The following is a 24691-nucleotide window of genomic DNA, read 5'->3' on the forward strand; positions in this document are numbered from 1 at the left end:
GCTCAGCCTAGTGCCCGGGGTACACCGCGCCGCGACGACGCCGGGGTCCGGCGCCACATCTCACCAAGTGGGATAGTAGTTCAGCATCCTGAGATGCCTGTGGAATCATGCTCTGGTGAATCCTTCGGCGATCGGCACCGGGCGGCGATGGTCCATGCTGGTCATCGCCCTCGGCGCGACGTTGTGCGCCAACGTGTTCATCAACGGTGTGGCGTTCCTCATACCCACGCTGCACCGCGAGCGCGGGCTGGACCTGGCGCAGGCGGGCCTGATGTCGGCGCTGCCCAGCCTCGGCATGGTGGTGACGCTGATCGCGTGGGGCTACGTGGTCGACCGGGTCGGCGAGCGGGTGGTGCTGACGCTGGGGTCGGCCTTGACCGCGGCCGCGGCGTTCGGCGCCGCAGCGGCGGACTCGCTCGTCGCGGTGGGGGTCTTCCTCTTCCTCGGCGGGATGGCGGCGGCCAGCAGCAACACCGCGAGCGGCCGCCTCGTCGTGGGGTGGTTCGACGCCGAGAAGCGGGGCCTGGTGATGGGCATCCGCCAGACGGCCCAGCCGCTGGGCGTCGGCCTCGGCGCGCTGGTGATCCCGCGGCTGGCCGAGAGCGGCGGGGTGTCGAGCGCATTGATCTTCCCGGCGATCGTCTGCGCGCTCTCGGCGGTGGTGTGCGCCGTGGCGGTGCTCGACCCGCCGCGACCCGCCCGGGCCGAGGCCGCCGACGCCGACCTGGCCAACCCCTACCGCGCATCGTCGCTGCTGGTGCGCATCCACCTGACGTCCCTGCTGCTCGTGGCACCCCAGGCGATGGTGTGGACGTTCACCCTCGCGTGGCTGATCACCGACCGAGGGTGGTCCGCCGGCTCGGCAGGTGCGCTGGTCACCGTCGCCCAGATCCTGGGCGCGGGTGGCCGGATCGGAGCGGGACGGTGGTCGGATGCGATGCTCAAGCGCTCCGGTGACGTGCTGAGCTCGCGCATGCGGCCCGTCCGCAGCATCGCCGTGGCCGCAGCCGTGGCGATGGCGCTGCTGGCGCTGACCGACTGGCTGGACTCCCCGGTGAGCATCGCGCTGATGATGGTGGCGTCGGTGGTGACGGTCTCTGACAACGGTCTGGCCTTCACGGCGATCGCCGAGATCGCCGGACCGTTCTGGAGTGGCCGGGCCCTGGCCACCCAGAACACCACTCAGCTGCTGACCGCCGGCGTCACTCCCCCGCTGTTCGGCGCGCTGATCGGGGTTGCGGGTTACCCGGCGGCCTTCGCGGTGTGCGCGCTGTTCCCGCTGCTGGCGATTCCGGCGGTGCCGGGAACGACTCGACCTCAGCGCGGCTGAGCGGCACGCGGCAACAGCAGCAGCGCGGCCACCAGGAAGCAGAGCGCACCGATGAACGTGCCGACATTGGCCAGCCACTCGTCCTCGGTGACCCCGGTCTTGCGCACGAACGCCGCCGCCGCGGACACGGCGAACGCCACGCAACCCAGCAGGTTCACCGCGCCGGCCAGCCAGTCGCGCGAGCGCAGGTCGATCAGACCCGCCGCGGCGGCGACAGCGACCATGCCCAGAATCCCGCTGAGCAGGAACGCCGTCGATCCGGTGGCGTCGGGAACCCACACGTAGCGGCGCTGCGCGGCGACGGCGTGGGCCCACACCGCGGCCCCGGTGCTGAGGTTGAACAGCAGCGTTCCGGCGAATTGCACTGCCGCCGAAGACCATTCGGCGCGCGCCGCCGGGTCGGCCAGCCGCAGTTGCATCCAGGCCGCGGTGGTGAAGAACCACGACCCGGCGAAGCAGAGCGCATCGGCCGCGCCGGCACCGGCCCACGCGGGGAAGCCGGGGGCGGTGGCGAGCGCGAAGAACGACGAGCCGATCGCGAACAGCCAACACTGGCGCGTCAGCGTCGCGAATCCGGTTATGGCTACAGCTTCCCGAGGATGCGCTCGCCGACCTGGGCGGTGGTGAGCACCTCGTCACCGCGCGTGGCGAGGTGCTCGGCCACCGCCGCGTCGACGCGGGCGGCCGCGTCGAGTTCGCCGAGGTGGGCCAGCAGTAGCGACACACTCATGATGGCCGCCGTCGGGTCGGCGATACCCTGCCCGGCGATGTCGGGGGCGCTGCCGTGCACGGGTTCGAACATCGACGGATTGGTCAGCGTGGCGTCGATGTTGCCGCTGGCCGCCAACCCGATGCCGCCGCACACCGCGGCAGCCAGGTCGGTGATGATGTCGCCGAACAGATTGTCGGTCACGATCACGTCGAACCGACCCGGGTCGGTGACCAGGTGGATCGTCGCCGCGTCGACATGCTGGTAGGCCACCTCGACGTCGGGATACTCGGTGGCCACGCTCTGCACGGTGCGCCACCACAGCGACCCGGCGTAGGTCAGCACGTTGTTCTTGTGCACCAGCGTCAGATGCTTGCGGCGGGCCTGGGCGCGGTGGAACGCGTCGTGCACCACGCGGCGCACGCCGTAGGCGGTGTTGACGCTGACCTCGGTGGCGATCTCATGCGGGGTGTCGACGCGGATCGCACCGCCGGTGCCGGTGTAAGGACCCTCGGTGCCCTCCCGCACGACGACGAAGTCGATCTCGGGGTCACCGGCCAGCGGACTGCGCACGCCCGGGTAGAGCCGGCCGGGCCGCAGGTTGATGTGGTGGTCCAGCTCGAACCGGATGCGCAGCAGCAGGCCGCGCTCGAGCACACCGCTGGGCACCGACGGATCGCCGATCGCACCGAGCAGGATCGCGTCGTGCCCCTTGAGCTCCTCGAGCACCGAGTCGGGCAGGACCTCCCCGGTCTTGTGGTACTGCCGTGCACCGAGTGCGTACTCGGTCTTCTCGACGCCGGGGAACACGGCATCGAGGACCGTCAGGGCCTGCCCGATGACCTCGGGGCCGATACCGTCGCCGCCGATCACCGCGAGCTTCACCGGGGACGTCATGACAGATCCACCAGTTTCAGTGTCGTCGCGTCGACGTCGCGGCCGATCGCGGCCAGCACATCCTCGGGTACCTGCCGATCCAGACGGAGCATGATCGTCGCACCGCCCCCTTCGGCGTCCTGACTGAGCTGGGCGGCCAGGATGTTGACCGCCGCGCCGCCGAGCAGCGTGCCGATCTTGCCCAGCGCACCGGGCCGGTCGTCGTAGTTGATGATCAGGTTGACCCCTTCGGCGCGCAGTTCCAGGTTGCGCCCGTTGATCTGGACGATCTTCTCCACCAGCTGGGGTCCAGTCAGCGTGCCGGCCACATTGACCGTCGAACCGTCGGCGGAGACGGCGCGGACGTCGACCACACTGCGGTGGTTGGGGCTCTCGGTCTCGGTGTCGATCGAAGCCTCCACGCCGCGCTCGGCGGCCAGCGCCGGTGCGTTGACGAAGGTCACGGGGTCCTCGATCACCGCCGAGAACAGGCCACGCAGCGCCGAGAGCCGCAGCACCTCGACCTCTTCGGAGGCCAGCTCCCCGCGCACCTGCACGCACAGGTTGGTCGGCAGTTCGGGCGACAGGGCCCCCGCGAGCAACCCGAGCTTGCGCACCAGGTCCAGCCAGGGTGCGACCTCTTCGCCGACCACGCCGCCGCCGACGTTGACGGCGTCGGGCACGAACTCACCGGCGAGCGCGAGGCGCACGCTGGCGGCCACGTCGGTGCCCGCCCGGTCCTGCGCCTCGGCGGTCGATGCACCCAGGTGCGGGGTCACCACCACCTCGGGCAGCTCGAACAGCGGACTGTCGGTGCACGGCTCGGTGGCGAAGACGTCCAGGCCGGCGGCACGGACGTGGCCACCGGTGATCGCATCGGCGAGGGCCTGCTCGTCGATCAGCCCGCCGCGGGCCGCGTTGACGATGATCACGCCGGGCTTGGTCTTGGCCAGGGCGTCCTTGCCGATCAGGCCGGCGGTCTCCTTGGTCTTGGGCAGGTGCACCGAGATGAAGTCGGCGCGAGAGAGCAGTTCGTCCAGGGCCAGCAACTCGATACCCAGCTGGGCGGCGCGGGCATGCGAGACGTACGGGTCGTAGGCGGTGACATGCGCGCCGAACGCGGCCAGGCGCTGGGCCACCAGCTGGCCGATGCGCCCGAGGCCGACCACGCCGACGGTCTTGCCGAAGATCTCGGTGCCGGAGAACGACGACCGCTTCCAGGTGTGCGCGCGCAGCGTTGCGTCGGCGGCCGGGATCTGGCGTGCCGCGGACAGCAGCAGCGCCAGCGCGTGCTCGGCGGCGCTGTGGATGTTCGACGTCGGCGCGTTGACGACCAGCACGCCGCGGGCGGTGGCGGCGTCGACGTCCACGTTGTCCAGGCCGACACCCGCGCGGGCGACGATCTTGAGCTTCGGCGCCGCGGCTAACACCTCGGCGTCGACGGTGGTGGCCGACCGCACCAGCAGTGCGTCGGCGTCGGCGACGGCGGCCAGGAGCTTCTCCCGGTCGGGGCCGTCGACCCAGCGAACCTCGATCTGGTCCCCCAAGGCCTCGACAGTCGATGGGGCCAGCTTGTCGGCGATCAGTACCACGGGCAGACTCACGAGGGCTCAGCCTAATGGGCTGTAATGGCGGGGTGGACGTCACCGTCGTCGGAAGCGGGCCCAACGGCCTGGCAGCCGCCGTGATCTGTGCGCGCGCGGGGCTGTCGGTGCGGGTCATCGAGGCCCAGCCGACGTTCGGCGGCGGGGCGCGCAGCCGGCCCGACCCGGACTATCCCGGCGTCCTGCACGACGTCTGCTCCGCGGTCCACCCACTGGGGGTGGCCTCACCGTTCTTCGCCGAGTTCGACCTCGCAGCCCGCGGTGTCGAGCTGGTGGCACCGGAGGTGTCGTACGCCAATCCGCTGCCGGACCGGGCCGCGGCGGTGGCCTACCGCTCGCTGGACCGCACGTGCGACGAACTCGACGACGGCGCGTCCTGGCGGCGGCTGTTCAATCCGCTCACCGAGCACGTCGACGGGGTGCTCGGATTCTTCCTGGGGGACAAGCGCTCGCTTCCCCCCGATCTCGTCACCACGGTCCGCGCCGGTCTGCGGGTACTGGCGATGGGCAGCCCCGCGTGGGGCCTGCTGCGCGGCGACGACGCCCGGGCTCTGTTCACCGGTGTTGGCGTGCATGCCATTTCGCGCATGCCCTCCCCCGTCAACAGCGGCGCCGGCCTGATGCTCGGCACCGTGGCCCACACCGCCGGCTGGCCGGTGCCGGTGGGCGGAACCCAGACGATCGCCGACGCCCTGATCGCCGACGTGCGGGCCCACGGCGGCGAACTCGTGCTCGGCGAACCCGTGACCGCCCCGCCCGACGGGGTGGTCATCTGGGACACCGCGCCGACCGCGCTGCTCGACATCTACGGCGACCGGGTGCCGTCCCGGTACGCACAGGCGTTGCGGCGCTACAGGTTCGGCCCCGGGGTGTGCAAGGTCGACTTCGTCCTCTCCGGTGACATCCCGTGGCGCGATCCGCGGGTCGCGCAGGCGCCGACGGTGCACATGGGCGGAACGCGGACCCAGATGGCGCTCGCCGAACGCGAGATCGCCGTCGGCCGGCACGCAGAGTGGCCGATGACGTTGGCCGCGCTGCCGCACCTGGCCGACCCCTCGCGCATCGACGAGCAGGGCCGCCGGCCGCTGTGGACCTACGCCCACGTCCCGGCCAACTCACCGGCAGACCTCACCGAGACCGTGACCGCCCAGTTCGAACGCGCCGCGCCGGGATTCCGGGATCTGGTACTGGCCGCCCGGTGCGTGCCCGCCGCCAGGATGGCCGACCACAACGCGAACTACGTGGGCGGCGACATCATCGTCGGAGGGGCCACGCTGTTCGCCGCCATGATCGGACCGACGCTGCGCCTGAACCCGTGGTCCACGCCAATCCCCAAGGCGTACCTGTGTTCGTCGGCCACGCCACCGGGCACCGGTGTGCATGGCATGTCGGGGTACTACGCGGCCCGCACGGTGCTGCGGCGCGAATTCGGCATCACCACCATGCCGCGGCTTTCGCCCTGACCTTTCATCGACCGCGCGGGTCCGTAGGCTGCCCGGTATGACGAATTTGGCAGTGATCTACTACTCGGCCACCGGACACGGCACGTCGATGGCGAACCGCGTCGCCGCCACCGCGGAGTCGGCGGGCGCCGACGTGCGGTTGCGCCACATCGCCGAGACCCGCGACCCCGAGTCGTTCGCGGGCAATCCGGCGTGGTCGGCCAATTACGAAGCCACCAAGGATCTTCCGGCCGCCACCGGGGACGACATCGTGTGGGCCGACGCGGTGATCTTCGGCTCGCCCACCCGGTTCGGCAACACGGCGTCGCAGTTCCGCGCGTTCATCGATTCACTGGGCGGGCTGTGGGCCAAGGGTCAGCTCGCCGACAAGGTGTATGCGGCGTTCACGTCGTCGCAGACCGCCCACGGCGGGCAGGAGACCACGCTGATCACGCTGTACATCACGCTGATGCACTTCGGCGGCATCATCGTGCCGCCCGGCTACACCGACGCGGTGAAGTTCGCCGACGGCAACCCGTACGGCGTCGGGCATGTCACCGGCCCGGAGAACCGCAACGAGCTCGAGGAGGCGACGCTGGACGCGCTCGACCACCTGGCCCGCCGCGTCGTCAGCGTCGCCGCCCGCCTCGGCTCCTGAAGCGATTTCGGCGTGGTTGTCGTCACTCAGCGACGACAACCACGCCGAAATCACGGAAGAGTCAGGCGGTTTCGGTGATCGGCCGATCCACCCAGCTCATCAGGTCGCGCAGCTTCTTGCCGGTGACCTCGATCGGGTGCTCGGCGTTCTCCTTGCGCAGCTGCTCGAGCTCCTTGTTGCCGCCCTCCACGTTGGCCACGAGCCGCTTGACGAACGTGCCGTCCTGGATGTCGGCCAGGATGTCCTTCATCCGCTTCTTCGTGTCGGCGTCGATCACTCGCGGCCCGGACAGGTAGCCACCGAACTCCGCGGTGTCGGACACCGAGTAGTTCATCCGGGCGATGCCGCCCTCGTACATCAGGTCGACGATGAGCTTGAGCTCGTGCAGCACCTCGAAGTAGGCCAGCTCCGGGGCGTACCCGGCCTCCACCATCACCTCGAAGCCGGTCTTGACGAGTTCCTCGGTGCCACCGCACAACACGGCCTGCTCACCGAACAGGTCGGTCTCGGTCTCGTCCTTGAACGTGGTCTTGATGACACCGGCCCGGGCACCGCCGATCGCCTTGGCGTAGGACAGTGCGAGCGCCAGGCCCTCGCCCTTGGGATCCTGCTCGACCGCGACCAGGCAGGGCACGCCCTTTCCGTCGACGAACTGCCGGCGCACCAGGTGCCCCGGGCCCTTGGGCGCCACCATGCCGATGGTGACGTTGGCCGGCGGCTTGATCAGACCGAAATGGATGTTGAGGCCGTGCCCGAAGAACAGCGCGTTGCCGTCCTCGAGATTCGGCTCGATGTCGCTCGTGAAGATCTCGGCCTGCGCGGTGTCGGGCGCCAGCAGCATGATCACGTCGGCCCACTTGGCGACCTCGGCGGGGGTGTCCACCTCGAGGCCCTGCTCGGTGACCTTCTCGCGGGACTTGGAGCCCTCCTTCAGGCCCACCTTCACCTGGACGCCGGAGTCGCGCAGACTCAACGAGTGCGCGTGCCCCTGGCTGCCGTAGCCGATGACGGCGACCTTGCGGCCCTGGATGATCGACAGGTCCGCGTCGTCGTCATAGAACATCTCAACTGCCATTGTCTCGAATCTTCTTTCTACTCAGTGCTTTGTGACGGTTTTACTTGGTGCCGATTCCGCGGGGGCCACGCGACAGCGACACCACACCGGACTGGACGATCTCGCGGATCCCGTAGGGCTCCAGGACGCGCAGCAGCGCCTCGAGCTTGCCGGGAGTTCCGGTGGCCTCGACGGTCAGCGACTCGTTCGACACGTCGACGACCTTGGCGCGGAACAGGTTCACGGCCTCGATGACCTGACCGCGGGTCGTCGCGTCGGCACGCACCTTGATCAACGCGATCTCGCGCGACACGGCGTTGTCGTCGTCCTGCTCGACGATCTTGATCACGTTGACGAGCTTGTTGAGCTGCTTGGTGATCTGCTCCAGCGGCGAGTCCTCGACGTCGACCACGATGGTCATCCGGGACAGGTCCTTCTGCTCGGTGGCGCCGACGGCCAGCGAGCAGATGTTGTAGCCGCGCCGGGAGAACAGCGAGGCCACGCGGGCCAGGACGCCGGGCTTGTCCTCGACGAGCACCGACAGGGTGTGGATGGTGCTCACGCGTGCCCCTCTTCATTGTCGAACAGCGGACGGATGCCGCGGGCGTGCTGGATCTCGTCGTTGCTGGTGCCTGCGGCCACCATCGGCCACACCTGGGCGTCGGCCCCGACGACGAACTCGATGACCACCGGGCGGTCGTTGATCGCGCGCGCCTGATTGATCACCTCGGCGACGTCTTCGGCACGCTCACAGCGCAATCCGACACAACCCAGCGCCTCGGACAGCTTGACGAAGTCCGGGATGCGTCGGGTGTGGGTGGCCAGATCCGTCTGGCTGTACCGCTCCTCGTAGAACAGCGTCTGCCACTGCCGGACCATCCCCAGGTTGCCGTTGTTGATCAGCGCGACCTTGATCGGCACGCCTTCGATCGCACACGTGGCGAGCTCCTGGTTGGTCATCTGGAAGCAGCCGTCGCCGTCGATGGCCCACACCTCGGTGTCGGGGCAGCCCATCTTCGCGCCCATCGCCGCGGGCACGGCGTAGCCCATCGTGCCCAGCCCCCCGGAGTTGAGCCAGGTCTTGGGCTTCTCGTATTTGATGAACTGAGCCGCCCACATCTGGTGCTGACCCACACCGGCGACGTAGATCGCGTCCGAGCCGGCGATCTTGCCCAGCGTCTCGATGACGTACTCGGGTGAGAGGCTGCCGTCGCTCTGCGGGCCGTAGCTCAGCGGATACGTCGACTGGATTCCGCGCAGGTATTCCCACCAGGTGTCGAGCGCCGTCGAGCCGAGCCCGCCGTCACGCCGCAGCGCATCGATCAGGTCGGTGATCACGGCCTTGACGTCACCCACGATCGGCACGTCGGCATGCCGGTTCTTGCCGATCTCGGCCGGGTCGATGTCGGCGTGGATCACCTTGGCGTCGGGCGCGAACGAGTCCAGCTTGCCGGTCACCCGGTCGTCGAACCGGGTGCCGAGCGCGATCAGCAGATCGCTGCGCTGCAGCGCCGCCACCGCGGCCACGGTGCCGTGCATGCCGGGCATGCCGAGGTTCTGCGGGTGGCTGTCGGGGAAGGCGCCCCGCGCCATCAGCGTGGTGACCACCGGGATGCCGGTCAGCTCGGCGAGATCCAGCAGTTGCTCGGACGCCTCGCCGCGGATGACGCCGCCACCGACGTAGAGCACCGGCTTGCGTGCGGCGGTGATCAGCTTGGCCGCCTCGCGGATCTGCCGGTTGTGCGGCTTGGTGTTCGGCTTGTAGCCGGGCAGTTCGAACTTCGGCGGCCAACTGAAGGTGCACTGACCCTGCAGCACGTCCTTGGGGATGTCGACCAGAACAGGTCCGGGCCGCCCAGTGGAGGCGATGTGGAACGCCTCGGCGATGACGCGGGCGATGTCATCGCCGTTGCGGACCAGGAAGTTGTGTTTGGTGACCGGCATCGTGATGCCGGAGATGTCGGCTTCCTGGAAGGCGTCGGTGCCGATCAGCGCGCGCCCCACCTGACCCGTGATCGCGACCACGGGGATCGAATCCATATATGCGTCGGCCAGCGGGGTCACCAGGTTGGTCGCACCCGGACCCGAGGTCGCCATGCAGACACCGACGCGTCCGGTGGCGTGCGCGTAGCCGCTGGCGGCGTGGCCGCCGCCCTGCTCGTGCCGGACCAGGACATGGCGCAACTTCACCGAGTCGAACAGCGGGTCGTAGACCGGCAGCACCGCGCCGCCGGGGATGCCGAAGATCACGTCGACGTCGAGTTCCTCGAGCGAGCGGATGACGGCTTGCGCGCCGGTGAGCTGGTGCGGGGCAACGGTTTTCGGCTGCGGGGCGGCCGGGGTGGCGGTCTGACCCCCGTTCGCCGGGGTCGCCGACTGCTCAGGTGGTCGCTTGGTGGGTGCGCTCACGGTGTCCTCTTGTCCTGTCGACTCTGGTAGATCTTCTCAAATCGGTGCTGGGGCAACAAAAAACCCCCGTCAGCCGGGCGGCTGTACGAGGGTTGCGCGTCGATGCGGTGGTGCTATGCCCGGACCAGGGCTAGCGCGGCATCAACGCGCAACCCAATTACTACGAGCGAGCCCGGGGTCTGCATAGCAGATGACGGTAGCCCGCGAAGCGGACTCTGGTCAAATTCCCGGCTCCGCCGGGGTGGGATGATGGCGCCATGGGTTCCTCCGCCACGTCGTCGCCCGCCCCGGTCGTGATCCGGATCTCCCCCATGGCTCACCTTGCCGTCGTCCTACTGACGCTCGCGCTGCTGTCCGTGGTGTTCGCCGGGCCGGTGTGGTTCGTCGCGTTATTGGTGATCCCGGTGCTGCTGTCGGTGGCGATCGCGCGGTACCGCACCGTCGCCGACCGCGACACCGTCACCGCGCGCACCCTGTTGGGCAGCCAGACGCTGCGCTGGGAGGACATCGCCGGGCTGCGGTTCGGCCGGAAGGCGTGGGCCCAGGCCCGGCGCGCCGACGGCACCGAGGTGTCGCTGCCGGCCGTCACCTTCGCGACGCTTCCGGTGCTGACGGCCGCCAGCGGCGGCCGCGTGCCCAATCCGTACGAATGACGCTCAGGCCAGCGGATTGGCCCCGTTGAGCAGCACCCAGATCGCCACGCCCGCCCCGACGCCGAGGATCAGCGCGGCGAAGGAGCCGAGGAAGGGGCGACGCGCCCACCCGCGGCCGGCGTCCAGGCCGTAGCGCCCGGGACCGATCAGGATGATCGCTGCGACGACGGCGAGCAGGATCGCCTCGTACTCGTGGCCGTCGGTCAGGAAGGCCGACAGCCGTGCCTCGTTGTGCGCGTCGATGGCCTCGGCCAGGACGGCGTTGATCAGATAGGCCAGCGCGCCGGCCGCCGCAACCGGGGTGAACAGCCCCAGCACGAGCAGCACCCCGGCCACGATCTGACCGCCGGCGGCCACGTAGCTGAGGATGTCGGCGTACTGGAAGCCGACGCCGGCCAGGTAGTCGCGGAATCCGCCGAGCCCCGACCCGCCCCAGATCCCGAACATCTTCTGCAGGCCGTGCGCGACCAGCAGCAGACCCACGGCGACGCGGAGCACCAGCAGGCCGAGGTCCTGGGTGCCCCTGCGGTCCCGCTCCCGGTGCTCGTCGAGCACGCCGACCTCGGTGGGTGCCGCGGTCGACCCGTACGAGCCGGGCGCCAGACCGTTGCCGGGCTGCACGTAGGGCAGCGGTTCGGCGTCGTTCAGCAGGGCGAACGGCTGCTGGTCGGCGGGCTTGGCCGAGTCGTAGCGCGGGATCGCCGTCGTCTCGAAGTCGCCGCCGTACTGCGCCGAGGGCAGATCGTCCTCGGGGTCCACCAGCCGCGCCGACGCGGGCCGGCCGGCCGATTCGTCGGGCCGCTGCCAGGGGCGTGGATCATGGGGACTCGTCACGACTGCCAGGGTAAGTGCACCTGCGGCCGTCGCCCGGAATTGGCGCGGCGCGCCCGACCATGTGTTTTACCGCTGCGGGGCAGGTCGGCGCCGGGACGCGTGGCGAGCACTCCGAAACGATCCGTAATCTGGCTCGCATGAGTCAGCGCCGGTCGTTGCGGGCAGCCGCGGTCCTGCTGTGCGCGGCGGTGCTCGTCAGCGCCGGCTGCGCACGGTTCGATTCGGCGCAGTCGCAGCCGTTCACGACCGAGCCGCAGATGGCGCCGGGGCCGACCTCCACGCCGCCTCCCCCGCCTCCGCTGCCTGCCCAGCCGTTCCCCAAGCAGTGCCCCGCGCCCGGGGTCATGCAGGGCTGCCTGGACAGCACCAGCGGACTGATCATGCTGCCCGACAGCCAGTCCGCGCTGGTGGCCGAGCGGGTCACCGGCGCGGTCAAGCAGGTCGCCACCAAGGCCGAACCGTTCGTCAAGATGACGCTTCCGGTCGACGGCAGCGGCGACGGCGGTCTGATGGACATCGTGCAGTCCCCGACCTACGCGCAGGACCGGCTGATGTACGCCTACGTCAGCACCCCGTCCGACAACCGGGTGATCAGGATCGCCGACGGCGACATCCCCAAGCCGATCCTGACCGGCATCCCCAAGGGCGCCACCGGCAACACCGGCGCGCTGGTCTTCACCAGTCCGACCACGCTGATGGTCCAGACCGGCGACGCGGGCGATCCGGCCCTGGCCGCCGATCCGGGGTCGTTGGCGGGCAAGCTGCTGCGCATCGAGCAGCCGACGACGGTCAACCAGGCACCGACGACGACCGCACTGTCGGGCCTCGGTCCGGGTGGCGGCATGTGCATCGATCCGTCCGACGAGTCGCTCTACGTCACCGACCGGACGCCGACCGCCGACCGGTTGCAGCGCATCGCCAAGGACTCCAAGGTGTCGACGGTGTGGACGTGGCCCGACCGGCCGGGGGTGGCGGGCTGCGCGGCGCTCGACGGCACGGTGCTGGTCAACCTCGTCAACACCAAGCAGACCGTCGCGGTGCGCATGGCGCCCGACACCGGCGCGGTCACCGGGGAGCCGGAGGTGGTCCGTCAGGACCAGCACGGCCACGCCTGGGCGTTGCAGGTCGCTCCCGACGGCAACATCTGGGGCGCGACGGTGAACAAGACCTCCGGGGACGCCGAGAAGCTCGACGACGTCGTGTTCCCCCTGTTCCCCCAGGGCGGCGGCTTCCCGCGGGCCAACGACGAGAAGACCTGATCTAGCGCGGCCCCGAGCCGGGCAGGCGCAGGATCAGGCGGGTGCCACCCAGCGGACTGACCTCCAAAGCTGCTGTGCCACCGTGGATTTCGGCCTGCTGAGCGACCAGTGCCAGACCCAGACCAGACCCCGACCTGGATGCGGTGGAGCCGCGGTGGAAACGCTGGAACACCTCGGCGCGCTCCTCGGCCGGCACACCGGACCCGTTGTCGTCGACGGCGATCTCCACCCCGTCGGCCGAGCTGATCACGCTGAGCTGCACCCGCGTCGCACCGCCGTGCTTGACCGCGTTGGCGATCGCGTTGTCGATGACCAACCGCAGGCCCGCAGGCATCCCGAGCATCAGCACCGTCGTCGACGACGCCAGCGACACCTCCAGGCCGGGATAGTTGTGCATCGCGTCGTGGGCGGCGCGGTCGAGCAGCTCGGCGACATCGAGCGGCACGAAATCGGCCACCGTGGTCAGCTCGCCCTGCGCCAGCCGCTCGAGCGCGGCCAGGGTCGCCTCGATCCGGGACTGGGTGCGCATCACGTCGCCGATGACCTCGGCGCGCTGCTCGGGGCCCAGATCCAGCGTCATCAGCACCTCGAGGTTGGTGCGCATCGCGGTCAACGGCGTCCGCAGCTCGTGGGAGGCGACGGCGGCGAAGTCCCGCGCCGATTCGAGCGCCGCCCGGGTGCGCTGCTGCTCGTCGCCGATGCGGGCGAGCATGCCCTCGACCGCCTCGGAGATCTCCACGGCCTCCCAGACACCGCGCACCTGCACCTCGTCGGGATTGGACTGGGCGTTGATGGCGCGGGCCTGCTGGGCCAGCAGCCGGAACGGGTTGACCATGATCAGCGCGATCACCCAGCCGACGAGCAGCGTGGTGAGAATCACCCCGGCGCAGATCCAGAACACCCGCCAGTGCAGGGAGTCGATGCGGGCCTGGGTGTCGGCCAGCGGCGCACCGAGGGCGATCGACGCGCTGCCCGTCGTGATCGTCCGGACGCGGTACTCGACGCCGCCGATCGTCGCGTCGGCGTAGCCGTTGGGCAGTTCGGGCAGCACGACGTCGCCGGGGATGGACACCGCGGCGGCGCCGATACGCGCGGTGCGCACCAATCCGCCTTCGGCGGGTTCGGGGCCGACCCCTTCCTGAGCGCTGCGCAGCAGGGTGTTCACGTCACCCAGGCTCGACAACGAGTCGAGCCGGCGGTCGAGTTGGTCGTACTGGTCGTTGGTGACGCCCACCCACACCCAGACCCCGAGTGTCAGCACAAGGATGATGACGCCGACCTGAGCCAGGATCACGATCGAGCGCAGCGACAACAGCCGCAGCGGGTGCGACAGCAGGCGCAGAACGAGGTCCTGGGCGTGCTTCATGAACGCGTCATTGACAGGCGGCCATGACCAGTTCGCGCACGCGTGCGGCGTCCGCCTGGCCCTTCGTCGCCTTCATCACCGCACCGACGATCGCGCCGGCGGCCTGGACCTTGCCCCCGCGGATCTTCTCGGCGATGTCGGGATTCGCGGCCAGCGCCTCGTCGACCGCGGCCTGGATCAGCGAGTCGTCGCGCACCACCGCGAGCCCGCGGGCCGTCATCACCTGGTCGGGTTCGCCCTCCCCGACCAGCACCCCCTCGACGACCTGGCGGGCCAGCTTGTTCGACAGCTTGCCGTCGTCGACGAGCTTGACCACAGCGGCCACCTGGGCCGGGGTGATCGGCAAATCGGACACCTCCACTCCGTCTTCCCTGGCCTTCTGCACCAGGAAGTTGCCCCACCATGCGCGGGCGGCCTCACTGGACGCGCCGTGGTCGACGGTGGCCGCGATCAGATCGAGGGCGCCGATGTTGACGAGGTCACGCATCACCTCGTCGGAGATGCCCCATTCCTGCTGAACCCGCTTGCGGGACAACCACGGGAGCTCGGGGATGGTGGCGCGCAGCCGATCGACGAGGTCGGCATCGGGCGCCACGGGTTCGAGGTCCGGTTCGGGGAAGTAGCGGTAGTCCTGCGCGGTCTCCTTGCTGCGCCCCGGTGAGGTGTAGCCGTCCTCGTGGAAGTGCCGGGTCTCCTGGTGTACGACGCCGCCGGACTCGAGAACTGCTGCCTGTCTCCGCATCTCGTAGCGAACGGCAACTTCCACACTCTTGAGCGAGTTGACGTTCTTCGTCTCGGTGCGGGTGCCGAATTCGGCCCGCCCGACGGGTTTGAGGGAGACGTTCGAATCGCACCGCATCGAACCCTGGTCCATGCGCACGTCGGAAACGTCCAACGCGCGCAACAGATCTCGCAGCGCGGTCACGTACGCCCTGGCGATCTCCGGGGCGCGCGCCCCGGCGCCTTCGATCGGCTTGGTGACGATCTCGATCAGCGGAACGCCGGAGCGGTTGTAGTCGGCGAGCGACGTCGTCGCCCCCGCGATACGACCGGTGTCACTTCCCAGGTGGGTCAGCTTGCCGGTGTCCTCCTCCATGTGCGCCCGCTCGATCTCGATCCGCCAGGTGCTGCCGTCGTCGAGGGGGACGTCGAGGTGGCCGTTGATGGCGATCGGCTCGTCGTACTGGGAGATCTGGTAGTTCTTCGGCTGGTCCGGGTAGAAGTAGTTCTTCCGCGCGAACCGGCCCCAGGGTGCGATGTCGCAGTTGAGCGCCAGCCCGATGCGGATCGCGGACTCGACGGCGCTCTGGTTGAGCACCGGCAGCGAACCGGGCAGGCCCAGACACACCGGGCACACCTGGGTGTTGGGTTCGCCGCCGAAGCGATTGGCGCAGCCGCAGAACATCTTCGTCTCGGTCGAAAGCTCGACATGCACCTCGAGCCCGAGGACCGGTTCGTAAGCGGCGATGACCTGGTCGTAGTCCAGCAGCTCGGCGGTGTCGACAGACATGGCCCCGATCCTAGTGGGTCACCATTTCTGCGCGAGCAGACACGAACTCGCACGCTTTCGCGGCGATCAACGCGAGTTTGCGACTGCTCGCCGGAAGAAAATCAGCCGAAGAATTCCGCGGCGTCGTCGTAGCGGCTCTGGGGCACCAGTTTGAGCTGACGGACCGCGTCGGCCAGCGGCACCCGGCCGATGTCCTGCCCGCGCAGGGAGACCATCATCCCGTACTCCCCGGCATGGGCGGCGTCGGCGGCGTTGACGCCGAACCGGGTGGCCAGCACCCGGTCGTACGGCGTCGGAGTGCCGCCGCGCTGCACATGCCCGAGGACCGTGACCCGCACCTCCTTGTTGATCCGCTTCTCGACCTCGATCGCGAGCTGCTGGGCGACGCCGGTGAACTTCTCGTGACCGAACTCGTCGATGCCGCCGGCGCGCAGCTGCATCGACCCCTCGGCGGGCTTCGCGCCCTCGGCGACCACGCAGATGAAGTGCGAATCCCCGCGCACGAAACGCTGTTTGACCAGCCGGCACACCTCCTCGACGTCGAACGGCTGCTCGGGGATCAGCGTCATGTGCGCACCCGAGGCCAGCCCGGCGTTCAGCGCGATCCAGCCGGCGTGGCGGCCCATCACCTCGACGAGCATCACCCGCTGATGCGACTCCGCGGTGCTGTGCAACCGGTCGATGGCATCGGTCGCCACGTGCAGCGCCGTGTCGTGGCCGAAAGTGACGTCGGTGCAGTCGATGTCGTTGTCGATGGTCTTCGGCACCCCGACCACGGGCACGTTCTCCTCCGACAGCCAGTGCGCCGCGGTCAGCGTGCCCTCTCCCCCGATCGGGATGAGCACGTCGATGCCGTTGTCCTCGAGCGTCTGCTTGATCTGGTCCAGTCCGGCCCGCAGCTTGTCGGGGTTGACCCGCGCCGTGCCCAGCATGGTGCCGCCCTTGGCGAGCAGGCGATCGTTGCGGTCGTCGTTCTTGAGCTGGATGCGCCGATCCTCGAGCAGCCCGCGCCAGCCGTCCTGGAAACCGACCACCGACGAGCCGTACCGCACGTCGCACGTGCGCACCACCGCTCTGATCACCGCGTTCAGGCCAGGGCAGTCACCACCGCCGGTCAGTACTCCGATGCGCATGTGACCATCCTCCCCTTTCAGAGCGCAGTTGGCAGAGGACCTCGAGCAACTTCATAGGCCGCACCCACCCGGTAGAGCCGGTCATCGGCCAAGGCGGGCGCCATGATCTGCAGTCCCACCGGCAGATCGTCGTCGGCCGACAGGCCCGACGGCACCGACATCCCGCAGTGCCCGGCCAGATTCAGCGGCAGCGTGCACAGGTCGAACAGGTACATCGCCAGCGGATCGTCGACCTTCTCCCCGAGGCGGAACGCGGTCGACGGGGTGGCCGGCGAGATCAGCACGTCGACGCTGCGGTAGGCCTGCTCGAGGTCGCGGGCGATCAGCGTGCGCACCTTCTGGGCCTGGTTGTAATAGGCGTCGTAGTAGCCGGCCGACAGCGCATAGGCGCCGATCATGATCCGGCGCTTGACCTCTGGGCCGAACCCGGCCGCGCGCGTCATCGCCATCACCTCCTCGGCGCTGTGGCTGCCGTCGTCTCCGACGCGCACGCCGTAGCGCATGCCGTCGAACTTCGCCAGGTTCGACGACACCTCCGACGGCAGGATCAGGTAGTAGGCGGGCAGCGAGTAGTCGAAGTGCGGGCAGTCCACCTCGCTGATCTCGGCGCCCAGTGCGCTGAGCTGGTCGACGGCCGCGGTGAACGACGCCAGCACACCGGGCTGATAGCCCTCGCCGGTGCGCAGTTGCTTGACCACGCCGATGCGCACCCCCGTGAGGTCACCGGAGGCCCCTGACCTTGCCGCGGCGACGATGTCGGGCACGGGGGCGTCGACCGACGTCGAGTCGTGCGGATCGTGGCCGGCGATCACCTCGTGCAGCAGCGCGGTGTCGAGCACCGTGCGGGCGCACGGGCCGCCCTGGTCGAGCGAGGACGCGCACGCGATCAGGCCGTAGCGCGACACCGTCCCGTAGGTGGGCTTGACGCCGACGGTGGCCGTCAGGGCGGCCGGCTGGCGGATCGACCCGCCGGTGTCGGAGCCGATCGCCAGGGGCGCCTGGAACGCCGCCAGCGCCGCCGCGCTGCCGCCGCCGGACCCGCCGGGCACCCGCTCGGTGTCCCACGGGTTGCGGGTGGGGCCGTAGGCGGAGTTCTCCGTCGAGGAGCCCATCGCGAACTCGTCCATATTGGTCTTGCCCAGGATCGGGATACCGGCTGCACGTAGCCGCGCGGTCACCGTCGCGTCGTACGGCGACGTCCACCCCTCGAGGATCTTCGACCCGCAGGTGGTCGGCATGTCGGCGGTGGTGAACACGTCCTTGAGGGCCAGCGGCACGCCGGCCAGCGGCGAGGCCGGCGGTTCACCGTCGGCTTTGGCTTCGTGGATGGCCTTGTCGACGTCGGCCGCGGCCGCCAGCGCCTGCTCGCCCGCGACGTGCAGGAACGCGTGGTACTCGCCGTCGGTGGCGGCGATCTGGTCCAGGCAGGCCTGGGTCACCTCGGTCGACGACACCTCGCCGGCAGCGATCTTCTCCCCCAGCGTGGCGGCGTCGAGCCGGATCAGGTCGGTGTCGCTCATTCGGGCTCCCCCAGAATCCGCGGCACCGCGAACCGGCCGTCGACGGCGTTGGGCGCCTGCGCCAGCGCCTCGTCCTGGGTGAGGCACGGCTGCGGCTCGTCGGGACGGAACACGTTGACGCTCTTGAGCGGATTGTCGGTGGCCGCGACGCCGGTGACGTCGACGGCCTGGATCTGGCTGACGTGGCCGAGGATGGCGTCGAGCTGGCCGGCGAAGCTGTCGAGCTCGCCGTCGGTCAGGGCGAGGCGGGCCAGTCGCGCCAGGTGCGCGACCTCGTCTCGGGAGATCTGGGACACGACCACGAAGCCTAGTTCAAGCCATCGAGTTCTCCCGAGCCGCCGATTCCGCCCGAGTCGCCGCCTCCCGCCCTCCGTGACACAGTGTTGCGCGTGCCGTCGTATCTGCTGCGCGTCCAGCTGGAAGACAGGCCCGGCAGTCTGGGCTCCCTGGCGGTGGCGCTCGGCTCGGTGGGCGCCGACATCCTGTCGCTCGACGTGGTCGAACGCGCCGCGGGCTACGCGGTCGACGACCTGGTGGTTGAGCTTGCGCCGGGCGCGATGCCCGACATGCTCATCACCGCCGCCGAGAAGCTCAAGGGTGTCCACGTCGACAGCATCCGGCCGCACACCGGGCTGCTCGAGGCGCACCGCGAACTCGAGCTGATCGACCACGTCGCCGCCGCCGACGGGAAACAGCGGCGCCTACAGGTGCTCGTCGACGAGGCGCCGAAAGTCCTGCGGGTCGGGTGGTGTGTGGTGGCCCGGCTGACCGACGCGGGGCCGCGGCGGGTGGTCGGCAGTTCCGGCGCGCCCGAGACGCAGGCCGCCGAGACGCCGTGGCTGCCCCTCGAGCACGCCGAGGCGCTCGACGCCGGTGCCGACTGGGTGCCCCAGGTGTGGCGGGACATGGACACCACCCTCGCGGCCGCCCCGCTGGGCGACACCCGCACCGCGGTGGTGCTCGGCCGCCCCGGCGGACCCGACTTCCGCCCGAGCGAGGTCGCGCGGCTGGGTTATCTGGCAGGCATCATCGCGACGATCCTGCGCTAGACGGCGTCGGGGCCGCCGTCGAGCAGACGCCGGAACCCGTCCTCGTCGAGCACTGGGACGCCGAGTTCGATCGCCTTGTCGTACTTCGAGCCCGGCGCGTCGCCGGCGACCAGGTACGCGGTCTTCTTCGACACCGAACTGGCCGCCTTGCCGCCGCGCGCGATGATCGCCTCCTTCGCGTCGTCGCGGCTGAACCCGGTCAGCGATCCGGTCACGACGATGGACATGCCCTCCAGGGTGCGTTCGATGCTGGCGTCGCGCTCGTCGGCCATCCGGACCCCGGCCGCCCGCCACTTGTCGACGATCGCGCGGTGCCAGTCGACGGTGAACCAGTCGGTGACCGCCGCCGCGATCGTCGGGCCGACGCCCTCGGTGGCGGCGAGCTGCTCCTCCGAGGCCGCCATGATGGCCTCCAGGCTGCCGAACTCGGTGGCAAGGGCGCGCGCCGCCGTCGGCCCGACGTGCCGGATGGACAGCGCGACGAGCACCCGCCACAACGGCTGCGCCTTGGCCTTGCCGAGGTTGGCCAGGAGCCGCTTGCCGTTGGCCGACACCTCGCCCTTCTGCGTGGTGAACAGCTCGGTGCGCAGTAGATCGTCGGCGGTGAGGGTGAACAGGTCACCCTCGTCGGTGATGACGCCGGCCTGAAGCAGCGCGATCGCCGCCTCGTACCCCAGTCCCTCGATGTCGAACGCCCCGCGGCCCGCGACGTGGAACACCCGCTCCCGCAGCTGCGCCGGGCAGGTGCGCGAGTTGGGGCAGCGGATGTCGGCGTCGCCCTCCTTGGCGGGTGCCAGTTCGGTGCCGCACTCCGGACAGTGCGTCGGCATGACGAACTCGCGTTCGCTGCCGTCGCGCAGGTCGACCACCGGGCCGAGCACCTCGGGGATGACGTCGCCCGCCTTGCGGATCACCACGGTGTCGCCGATCAGCACACCCTTGCGCTTGACCTCCGAGGCGTTGTGCAGCGTCGCGAGGCCCACCGTGGAACCCGCGACCTTGACCGGCTCCATGTAGGCGAACGGCGTGACCCGCCCGGTACGGCCCACGTTGACCCGGATGTCGAGCAGCTTGGTGGTCGCCTCCTCGGGCGGGTACTTGTAGGCCACCGCCCAGCGGGGCGCCCGCGACGTCGAGCCGAGCCGACGCTGCAGCGCCGTCTCGTCGACCTTGACGACGACGCCGTCGATCTCGTGCTCGACGTCGTGCCGGTGCTCACCCCAGTAGGCGATGCGTTCGGTGACCGCTGCCAGGCCCTTGACCTTCGCGGTGTGATCCGACACCGGCAGCCCCCACGCCGCCAGCGCCCGGTAGGCGTCGTGCAGGCTGGCCGGCGCGAAGCCCTCGGCGTGGCCGAGTCCGTGGCAGATCATCCGCAACCGGCGCCGCGCCGTCACCGCAGGGTTCTTCTGGCGCAGCGACCCGGCGGCACTGTTGCGTGGATTGGCGAACGGAGGCTTGCCCTCGGCGACCAGACCCGCGTTGAGCTCCTCGAAGTCGGCCACCCGGAAGAACACCTCGCCACGCACCTCGAGCACCGAGGGCAGCGAAAACTCGTCTGTGGCACTGAGCTTCTCGGGCACATCCTCGATGGTGCGGGCGTTCAGGGTGACGTCCTCGCCTGTGCGGCCGTCGCCGCGGGTGGCGGCACGGACCAGCCGGCCGTCGCGGTACACCAGAGCCAGCGCCACGCCGTCGATCTTCAGCTCACACAGATAGTCGGCGTCCGGGCCGATCTCGCCTGCGATGCGCGCGGCCCAGGCACCCAACTCCTCGGGATCGAAGACGTTGTCCAGGCTGAGCATTCGTTCCAGGTGCCCGGCCGGTGTGAAATCGGTGGCGAACCCGGCGCCGCCGACCAGCTGGGTCGGCGAGTCGGGGGTGCGCAACTCGGGATGCTCGTCCTCGAGTGCCTGCAGACGGCGCAGCAGCGTGTCGAACTCCGCGTCGGAGATCACCGGGGCGTCGCGCACGTAATAGCGGAACTGATGTTCGCGCACCTGTTCGGCGAGCTCCTGCCAGCTGCGGCGCACATCGGCGGCCGGGCCTTCACCGGCCTGCTCGGCCAGTACTGCCTCCGCGTCGGGGCTCGCCTCGGGACTCACCCTGGCAGGCTATCGAAGCGCACCGACACCGACGTTCCGAGACCGGCCCGGCCGACTGGTTACGCTGCAGGCATGCCGCATCCGGTCATGTTCTCCGAACACGATCCCGGTCTCGCGGACGTGCGCGCGATCGCGCTGGCCTTCCCCGGCGCGTTGGAGAAGATCTCGTGGGGCAGGCCCGTGTTCTGCGCGCCCAAGATGTTCGCCGTGTACGGCGGCTCCGAGAAGGCGTCCGGCAAGGGCGGGGCGAAAGGCGACCACGTGCCGCACCCGCACGCGCTGCTGATCAAGGTCGACGACAGCGACCGCCGGGCACTCGCTGCCGATCGCCGCTTCTTCTTCCCGGCCTACCTCGGCCCGTTCGGGTGGCTCGGGCTGGACCTCACCGTCACCGACGTGGACTGGGCCGAGGTCGGTGAACTGATGGACGCCTCCTACCGGATGGGGGCGCCCAAGAAACTGCTCCGCCAGCTCGACCAACGGCAGTCCGGGTCCGGCCCGGACATGATTCGATCGGAGACACCATGAGCTTCCCGAGCCCCTTCCCCGAAGTCGACATCCCCACCGCCAGCGTCTACGACTATCTGTTCTCCGACTTCTCCGGCGCCGAGGACGCCGACCTCGACCGGGTCGCGCTTGTCGATTCCATCACCGGCCGGCAGACCACCTACCGCGAGATGATCGCGCGCATCGACACTTTCGCGGGTGCGCTGGCGGCCCGCGGACTGGGCGTCGGCGACGTCGTCGGGCTGCTCGCCCCCAACAGCTCCGCGTTCGCGGTGGCCTTCCACGGCATCCTGCGCGCCGGCGCGACCGCGACGACGATCAACGCGCTGTTCACCGCCAAGGACATCGCCAAGCAGCTGACCGACTCGCGCGCGGTCATGCTGATCACCGTCGCCGCCCTGGCGCCTCAGGCCGCCGAAGCCGCGAAGCTGGTCGGGTTGCCCGACGACAACCTCGTCGTGCTCGACGGCCCGGGCCGCGCCGCCGACGGGCACCCCAACGCGGCGGAGCTTCTCGAGGCGGGAGCGCCTGCTCCGGAAGTGACGTTCGCGCCGTCGTCGCATCTGGCGGCCCTGCCCTACAGCTCCGGGACGACCGGCAACCCCAAGGGCGTGATGCTCACGCACCGCAACCTGGTCGCCAACGTCGCGCAGATCCGTCCGCTGCACGGCATGGTGCCCGACGACGTGGTGCTGGCCGTGCTGCCCTTCTTCCACATCTACGGGATGACGGTGCTGCTCAACGCCGCGCTGCACGCCCGGGCACGCCTGGTGATCATGCCGAGCTTCGACCTCGGTCGGTTCCTCGGCAACATCGCCGAGCACCGCGTCACGATCGCGTTCATCGCGCCGCCGGTGGCCGTCGCGCTGGCCAAGCATCCCCTTGTCGACGAGCACGACCTGTCCTCGCTCAAGGTCGTGATGTCGGGCGCCGCCCCGCTCGACGCGGAGTTGGGACGCGCGGTCGCCGAACGGCTGGACTGCCGGGTGGTGCAGGGGTACGGCATGAGCGAGCTGAGCCCGGTCAGCCACATCACCCCGTTCGACGCAGGCGAGCACGACATGCGGATCGACGCGCCACTGAGCTCGGTCGGCTGGACGGTGTCCAACGCCGTGTCCAAGATCGTCGACCCGGACACCGGCGAGGACATCACGCCGCCGGAGGAGGGCCTGAGCAAGACCGGCGAGTTGTGGTTCAAGGGTCCCAACGTGATGGCCGGTTACCTGAACAACGACGAAGCCACCCGGTCCACCATCGACGACGACGGCTGGTTGCACACCGGCGATCTCGCGCAGGTCGACGCGCACGGGTGCGTCTACATCGTCGACCGGCTCAAGGAGCTGATCAAGTACAAGGGCTACCAGGTGCCCCCTGCGGAGCTCGAGGCCGTCCTGCTCAGCCATCCCGGGATCGCCGACGCCGCGGTGATCGGCGTCCCCGACGAGGAGGGCGAGGAGGTGCCGAAGGCCTACGTGGTCAAGCAGGCCGACGCTGAGCTCACCGAGGCCGAGGTCATCGAGTTCGTCGCCGGCCAGGTGGCGCCCTACAAGAAGGTCCGCCAGGTCCAATTCATCGATGCCGTACCGAAATCCGCGTCGGGCAAGATCCTGCGCAAGGATCTCAAGAACGCCTGACCGGCGGGGCGGTCAGCCGACCGCTTCCGGATCCTCGGCGAACGCGTCGGCGACCTTCTGCGCCACCTCGACGGCACGGCGCGCCCACGCCGGGGTGGCACCGGCCAGCCCGCACGTGGGCGTCACGCCGACACGGTTCCGCAGCACCGCGCGGGAGAAGCCAAGGCGGTCGGTCACCGCGGCCACCGTCGCCGCCACCTCTTCGACCGACGGCTTGGTCACCGGCGTTGCGGCGGGGACCGCCCCGAGAAGAACGGTCCGCCCGGATTCCAGGAACTCGCCGACCCCGTCGAGGTCTGCGGCGGTGAGGGTGTGAGCGTCCACCGACACCGCACCGATCGCGCTGCGCTGCAACAGTTTCCATGGCAGTCCGGCGGCGCAGCTGTGCAGGGCCACCTCACCGCCCACCGCGGCCACGCAGTCGTCGAGCAACCCGGTGACCACCGACTCGTCGACCGGGTGCACGGCGTTCAGACTGGTCACGCCCGACAACCGGCCCGCCAGCGCGGCCGGCAGCGAGGGCTCGTCGAACTGGACGACCACCGGCGTCTGCAGCCGCCGCTGCAGTTGCGCACGGTGCGCGGCCACCCCCTCCGCCAGCGACATCGTCAAATCCCGTACGGCGCCGGCGTCGGTGATCGCGCGGTGCCCGCCACCGAGTTCCAGGTGCGCCGCCAGCGTGATCGGCCCGGGCGCCTGCACCTTGACCACACGCTCGCCGCCACGCAGACCCGCCTTCTCCCAGGCCTCCTCCAGCGCGTCGACGTCCTCGTCGAGGAGGCTGGCCGCCCGCCGGGTGACCCCGCTGCGCCCCGCCGCGATGCGGTACCCGCGCGGCACCGTGTCGATCGCGATGTCGACCAACAGCGCGCCCGCACGGCCGATCAGGTCGGCACCCACGCCGCGACCCGGAAGCTCGACGAGATGGGGCAGCCGGTGCAACTCCCCCACCACCACCTCGGCCGCGTCACGGGCCGATGTCCCCGGCCATGATCCGACCCCTGTGGCGGTCGCGAAAGCAGTCACTCGCCCGACGATA

22 protein-coding genes are annotated in these 24691 nt (G+C 70.0%); 8 read left to right on the top strand and 14 right to left on the bottom strand.

Annotation, left to right across the window (positions count from 1 at the left end; translation table 11 throughout):
• The first annotated feature begins 154 nt into the window (after positions 1-154).
• Positions 155-1330 carry an MFS transporter gene (locus G6N45_RS22580; protein WP_163728893.1) on the top strand — a complete coding sequence of 392 codons (1176 nt, stop codon included), beginning with the start codon at positions 155-157 and terminating at the stop codon, positions 1328-1330.
• On the opposite strand, the gene G6N45_RS22585 is transcribed toward G6N45_RS22580, so the two are convergent.
• From G6N45_RS22585 to serA, 3 genes are read right to left on the bottom strand one after another with little or no spacing between them, the layout of a single operon-like run.
• Positions 1318-1911: a hypothetical protein gene (locus G6N45_RS22585; RefSeq protein WP_163728896.1), complete on the bottom strand. Its 594-nt coding sequence runs from the start codon at positions 1909-1911 to the stop codon at positions 1318-1320. The genes G6N45_RS22580 and G6N45_RS22585 overlap by 13 nt on opposite strands.
• A 2-nt stretch (positions 1912-1913) precedes the next feature.
• Positions 1914-2924: a 3-isopropylmalate dehydrogenase gene (locus tag G6N45_RS22590; protein ID WP_163728899.1), complete on the bottom strand. Its 1011-nt coding sequence runs from the start codon at positions 2922-2924 to the stop codon at positions 1914-1916.
• An 8-nt stretch (positions 2925-2932) separates the two neighbouring features.
• On the bottom strand, positions 2933-4519 hold the full coding sequence (gene serA / locus G6N45_RS22595) for a phosphoglycerate dehydrogenase (protein ID WP_163724996.1): 1587 nt from the start codon (positions 4517-4519) through the stop codon (positions 2933-2935).
• 32 nt (positions 4520-4551) lie between these two features.
• On the opposite strand from serA, the gene G6N45_RS22600 reads away from it, so the two are divergent.
• Both G6N45_RS22600 and wrbA read left to right on the top strand, forming a co-directional pair.
• Positions 4552-5982: a phytoene desaturase family protein gene (locus G6N45_RS22600; RefSeq protein ID WP_179965221.1), complete on the top strand. Its 1431-nt coding sequence runs from the start codon at positions 4552-4554 to the stop codon at positions 5980-5982.
• Between the two features lie 37 nt (positions 5983-6019).
• Positions 6020-6619: an NAD(P)H:quinone oxidoreductase gene (gene wrbA, locus G6N45_RS22605; protein WP_163725001.1), complete on the top strand. Its 600-nt coding sequence runs from the start codon at positions 6020-6022 to the stop codon at positions 6617-6619.
• A 61-nt stretch (positions 6620-6680) separates the two neighbouring features.
• On the opposite strand, the gene ilvC is transcribed toward wrbA, so the two are convergent.
• From ilvC to G6N45_RS22620, 3 genes are read right to left on the bottom strand one after another with little or no spacing between them, the layout of a single operon-like run.
• Positions 6681-7682, bottom strand: a complete 1002-nt coding sequence (gene ilvC / locus G6N45_RS22610; protein ID WP_179965392.1) for a ketol-acid reductoisomerase — start codon at positions 7680-7682, stop codon at positions 6681-6683.
• Between the two features lie 52 nt (positions 7683-7734).
• Positions 7735-8235: an acetolactate synthase small subunit gene (gene ilvN / locus G6N45_RS22615; protein WP_048470118.1), complete on the bottom strand. Its 501-nt coding sequence runs from the start codon at positions 8233-8235 to the stop codon at positions 7735-7737.
• Positions 8232-10082, bottom strand: coding sequence for an acetolactate synthase large subunit (locus tag G6N45_RS22620; RefSeq protein WP_163725006.1), 1851 nt, complete (start codon positions 10080-10082; stop codon positions 8232-8234). Before G6N45_RS22620 ends, ilvN begins: the two co-directional genes overlap by 4 nt.
• Before the next feature lie 257 nt (positions 10083-10339).
• Between G6N45_RS22620 and G6N45_RS22625 the strand changes: the two genes are divergently transcribed.
• Positions 10340-10735: a PH domain-containing protein gene (locus tag G6N45_RS22625; protein ID WP_179965222.1), complete on the top strand. Its 396-nt coding sequence runs from the start codon at positions 10340-10342 to the stop codon at positions 10733-10735.
• Positions 10736-10738: 3 nt separating this feature from the next.
• Here the strand turns inward: G6N45_RS22625 and G6N45_RS22630 are convergent, their stop codons facing one another.
• A complete protein-coding gene (locus G6N45_RS22630; protein WP_163725011.1) occupies positions 10739-11569 on the bottom strand; it encodes a DoxX family protein in 831 nt (276 codons plus the stop codon).
• A 137-nt stretch (positions 11570-11706) separates the two neighbouring features.
• Here G6N45_RS22630 and G6N45_RS22635 point away from each other — a divergent pair, with 137 nt between their 5' ends.
• Positions 11707-12828, top strand: a complete 1122-nt coding sequence (locus G6N45_RS22635) for a PQQ-dependent sugar dehydrogenase (RefSeq protein ID WP_057147564.1) — start codon at positions 11707-11709, stop codon at positions 12826-12828.
• 1 nt (position 12829) lies between these two features.
• Here the strand turns inward: G6N45_RS22635 and G6N45_RS22640 are convergent, their stop codons facing one another.
• The 5 genes from G6N45_RS22640 to gatC form a co-directional block, all read right to left on the bottom strand.
• Positions 12830-14194 (bottom strand): sensor histidine kinase, encoded by a 1365-nt coding sequence (locus G6N45_RS22640; protein WP_163725014.1) that lies wholly within the window; start codon positions 14192-14194, stop codon positions 12830-12832.
• Positions 14195-14201: 7 nt separating this feature from the next.
• Positions 14202-15704 (bottom strand): Asp-tRNA(Asn)/Glu-tRNA(Gln) amidotransferase subunit GatB, encoded by a 1503-nt coding sequence (gatB, locus tag G6N45_RS22645; protein WP_163725017.1) that lies wholly within the window; start codon positions 15702-15704, stop codon positions 14202-14204.
• Positions 15705-15805: 101 nt separating this feature from the next.
• Positions 15806-16837 carry an ATP-dependent 6-phosphofructokinase gene (locus G6N45_RS22650; protein ID WP_163725019.1) on the bottom strand — a complete coding sequence of 344 codons (1032 nt, stop codon included), beginning with the start codon at positions 16835-16837 and terminating at the stop codon, positions 15806-15808.
• 17 nt (positions 16838-16854) lie between these two features.
• Entirely contained in the window at positions 16855-18357 is a 1503-nt protein-coding gene (gene gatA, locus G6N45_RS22655) for an Asp-tRNA(Asn)/Glu-tRNA(Gln) amidotransferase subunit GatA (protein WP_163725022.1), read from the bottom strand.
• The gene (gene gatC, locus G6N45_RS22660; protein ID WP_043414858.1) at positions 18354-18653 is read right to left on the bottom strand and encodes an Asp-tRNA(Asn)/Glu-tRNA(Gln) amidotransferase subunit GatC; all 300 of its coding nucleotides are present in this window, start codon (positions 18651-18653) and stop codon (positions 18354-18356) included. Before gatC ends, gatA begins: the two co-directional genes overlap by 4 nt.
• Positions 18654-18737: 84 nt before the next feature.
• Here gatC and G6N45_RS22665 point away from each other — a divergent pair, with 84 nt between their 5' ends.
• The gene (locus G6N45_RS22665; RefSeq protein WP_163725027.1) at positions 18738-19406 is read left to right on the top strand and encodes an ACT domain-containing protein; all 669 of its coding nucleotides are present in this window, start codon (positions 18738-18740) and stop codon (positions 19404-19406) included.
• Here G6N45_RS22665 and ligA read toward each other — a convergent pair.
• A complete protein-coding gene (gene ligA, locus G6N45_RS22670; RefSeq protein ID WP_163725030.1) occupies positions 19403-21511 on the bottom strand; it encodes an NAD-dependent DNA ligase LigA in 2109 nt (702 codons plus the stop codon). The two genes, G6N45_RS22665 and ligA, sit on opposite strands and share 4 nt — an antisense overlap.
• 72 nt (positions 21512-21583) lie before the next feature.
• Here ligA and G6N45_RS22675 point away from each other — a divergent pair, with 72 nt between their 5' ends.
• Positions 21584-22039, top strand: a complete 456-nt coding sequence (locus G6N45_RS22675; RefSeq protein WP_163725033.1) for an MmcQ/YjbR family DNA-binding protein — start codon at positions 21584-21586, stop codon at positions 22037-22039.
• Entirely contained in the window at positions 22036-23652 is a 1617-nt protein-coding gene (locus G6N45_RS22680; RefSeq protein WP_163725036.1) for a 4-coumarate--CoA ligase family protein, read from the top strand. The genes G6N45_RS22675 and G6N45_RS22680 overlap by 4 nt, the downstream gene beginning before the upstream one ends.
• Before the next feature lie 12 nt (positions 23653-23664).
• Here the strand turns inward: G6N45_RS22680 and G6N45_RS22685 are convergent, their stop codons facing one another.
• A complete protein-coding gene (locus G6N45_RS22685) occupies positions 23665-24678 on the bottom strand; it encodes a uroporphyrinogen decarboxylase/cobalamine-independent methonine synthase family protein (RefSeq protein WP_163725039.1) in 1014 nt (337 codons plus the stop codon).
• Positions 24679-24691: the final 13 nt, after the last annotated feature.

Source organism: Mycolicibacterium psychrotolerans, from assembly GCF_010729305.1.
GTDB classification, from domain to species: domain Bacteria; phylum Actinomycetota; class Actinomycetes; order Mycobacteriales; family Mycobacteriaceae; genus Mycobacterium; species Mycobacterium psychrotolerans.

Bases quoted from the DNA above. Each gene is read 5' to 3' on its own strand.
- G6N45_RS22640 (WP_163725014.1), bottom strand. From the start codon at position 14,194: ATGAAGCACGCCCAGGACCTCGTTCTGCGCCTGCTGTCGCACCCGCTG.
- G6N45_RS22675 (WP_163725033.1), top strand. From the start codon at position 21,584: ATGCCGCATCCGGTCATGTTCTCCGAACACGATCCCGGTCTCGCGGAC.
- wrbA (WP_163725001.1), top strand. From the start codon at position 6,020: ATGACGAATTTGGCAGTGATCTACTACTCGGCCACCGGACACGGCACG.
- G6N45_RS22635 (WP_057147564.1), top strand. From the start codon at position 11,707: ATGAGTCAGCGCCGGTCGTTGCGGGCAGCCGCGGTCCTGCTGTGCGCG.
- G6N45_RS22625 (WP_179965222.1), top strand. From the start codon at position 10,340: ATGGGTTCCTCCGCCACGTCGTCGCCCGCCCCGGTCGTGATCCGGATC.
- G6N45_RS22650 (WP_163725019.1), bottom strand. From the start codon at position 16,837: ATGCGCATCGGAGTACTGACCGGCGGTGGTGACTGCCCTGGCCTGAAC.
- ilvC (WP_179965392.1), bottom strand. From the start codon at position 7,682: ATGTTCTATGACGACGACGCGGACCTGTCGATCATCCAGGGCCGCAAG.
- gatB (WP_163725017.1), bottom strand. From the start codon at position 15,704: ATGTCTGTCGACACCGCCGAGCTGCTGGACTACGACCAGGTCATCGCC.
- G6N45_RS22580 (WP_163728893.1), top strand. From the start codon at position 155: ATGCTGGTCATCGCCCTCGGCGCGACGTTGTGCGCCAACGTGTTCATC.
- G6N45_RS22680 (WP_163725036.1), top strand. From the start codon at position 22,036: ATGAGCTTCCCGAGCCCCTTCCCCGAAGTCGACATCCCCACCGCCAGC.
- gatA (WP_163725022.1), bottom strand. From the start codon at position 18,357: ATGAGCGACACCGACCTGATCCGGCTCGACGCCGCCACGCTGGGGGAG.